At 69.4% G+C, this 1332-nt stretch carries 1 protein-coding gene; it reads right to left on the bottom strand.

What is annotated here, in order from left to right:
• The coding region (locus tag AC1D01_RS34945) for an acyl-CoA dehydrogenase family protein (RefSeq protein WP_477874145.1) at nt 1-1332 on the bottom strand (1332 nt) is incomplete at both ends.

The following is a 1332-nucleotide window of genomic DNA, read 5'->3' as shown; positions in this document are numbered from 1 at the left end:
GTCACCCTCACCGGCCGCCAGCTGCGTCTCGGCCACCAGCAGCGCACGCGCCAGCTGCCAGCCGGCCATCAGGTTGCCGGCCAGCATCAGGTATGGCACCGAGCCGGCGAACACCGCGTTCGGATGCGCCTTGGTCGAGCCGGCCACGAACTCGACCACCTGCACGAAGGCCTCGCGCGCCGCGGCCAGCCGCTTCAGCACCGCGCGCGCGGCCAGGCTGTCGCGCTTGTCGAGTTCGGCCTCGGTCTTCTCGATCTGCACGGCGATCGCCTTCGCGGTCTGGCCGCCGTCGCGCGCCGTCTTGCGGCCGACCAGGTCGTTGGCCTGGATCGCGGTCGTGCCTTCGTAGATGGTCAGGATCTTCGCGTCGCGGTAGTACTGCGCCGCGCCGGTCTCCTCGATGAAGCCCATGCCGCCATGCACCTGCACGCCCAGGCTCGTCACCTCCAGGCTCATCTCGGTGCTGTAACCCTTCACCAGCGGCACCATGAACTCGTAGAAGGCCTGGTTCTGCCGGCGCACCTCGGCATCGGGGTGGGCGTGCGCCGCGTCGTAGGCGGCCGCGGCCGTCAGCGCCATCGCGCGGCAGCCTTCGGTCAGCGCGCGCATCGTCATCAGCATGCGGCGCACGTCGGGGTGGTGGATGATGCTCGCGCTGCCGGCCACCGAGCCGTCGACCGGGCGCGACTGCACGCGGTCCTTCGCATAGGCCACCGCCTTCTGGTAGGCCCGCTCGGCCACCGCGATGCCCTGCATGCCCACCGCATAGCGGGCCGCGTTCATCATGATGAACATGTACTCGAGGCCGCGGTTCTCCTGCCCGATGAGTTGCCCGACGGCCCCCCCATGGTCACCGAACTGCAGCACCGCGGTCGGGCTGGCCTTGATGCCCAGCTTGTGCTCGATGCTCACGCAGTGCGCATCGTTGCGCGCGCCGAGCGAGCCGTCGGCGTTCACGATGAACTTCGGCACCAGGAACAGGCTGATGCCCTTCACGCCCTCGGGCGCACCGACCACGCGGGCCAGCACCAGGTGGACGATGTTGCCCGCCATGTCGTGCTCGCCGTAGGTGATGAAGATCTTGGTGCCGAAGATCCTGTAGCTGCCGTCGGGCTGCGGCTCGGCGCGCGTGCGCACCAGCGCGAGGTCGGAGCCGGCCTGCGGCTCGGTCAGGTTCATCGTGCCGGTCCACTCGCCGGAGATCATCTTCGGCAGGTACAGCGCCTGCTGCTCCGGCGTGCCGGCGGTGAGCAGCGCCTCGATCGCGCCATCGGTCAGCAGCGGGCACAGCGCGAAGCTCATGTTGGCGCTGTTGAGCATCTCGATGCAGGC

This window comes from Rhizobacter sp. P3_B12 (assembly GCF_056402895.1).
The sequence above is the reverse complement of the archived record's forward strand: the minus strand, read 5'-3'. Positions and strand labels throughout refer to the sequence as shown.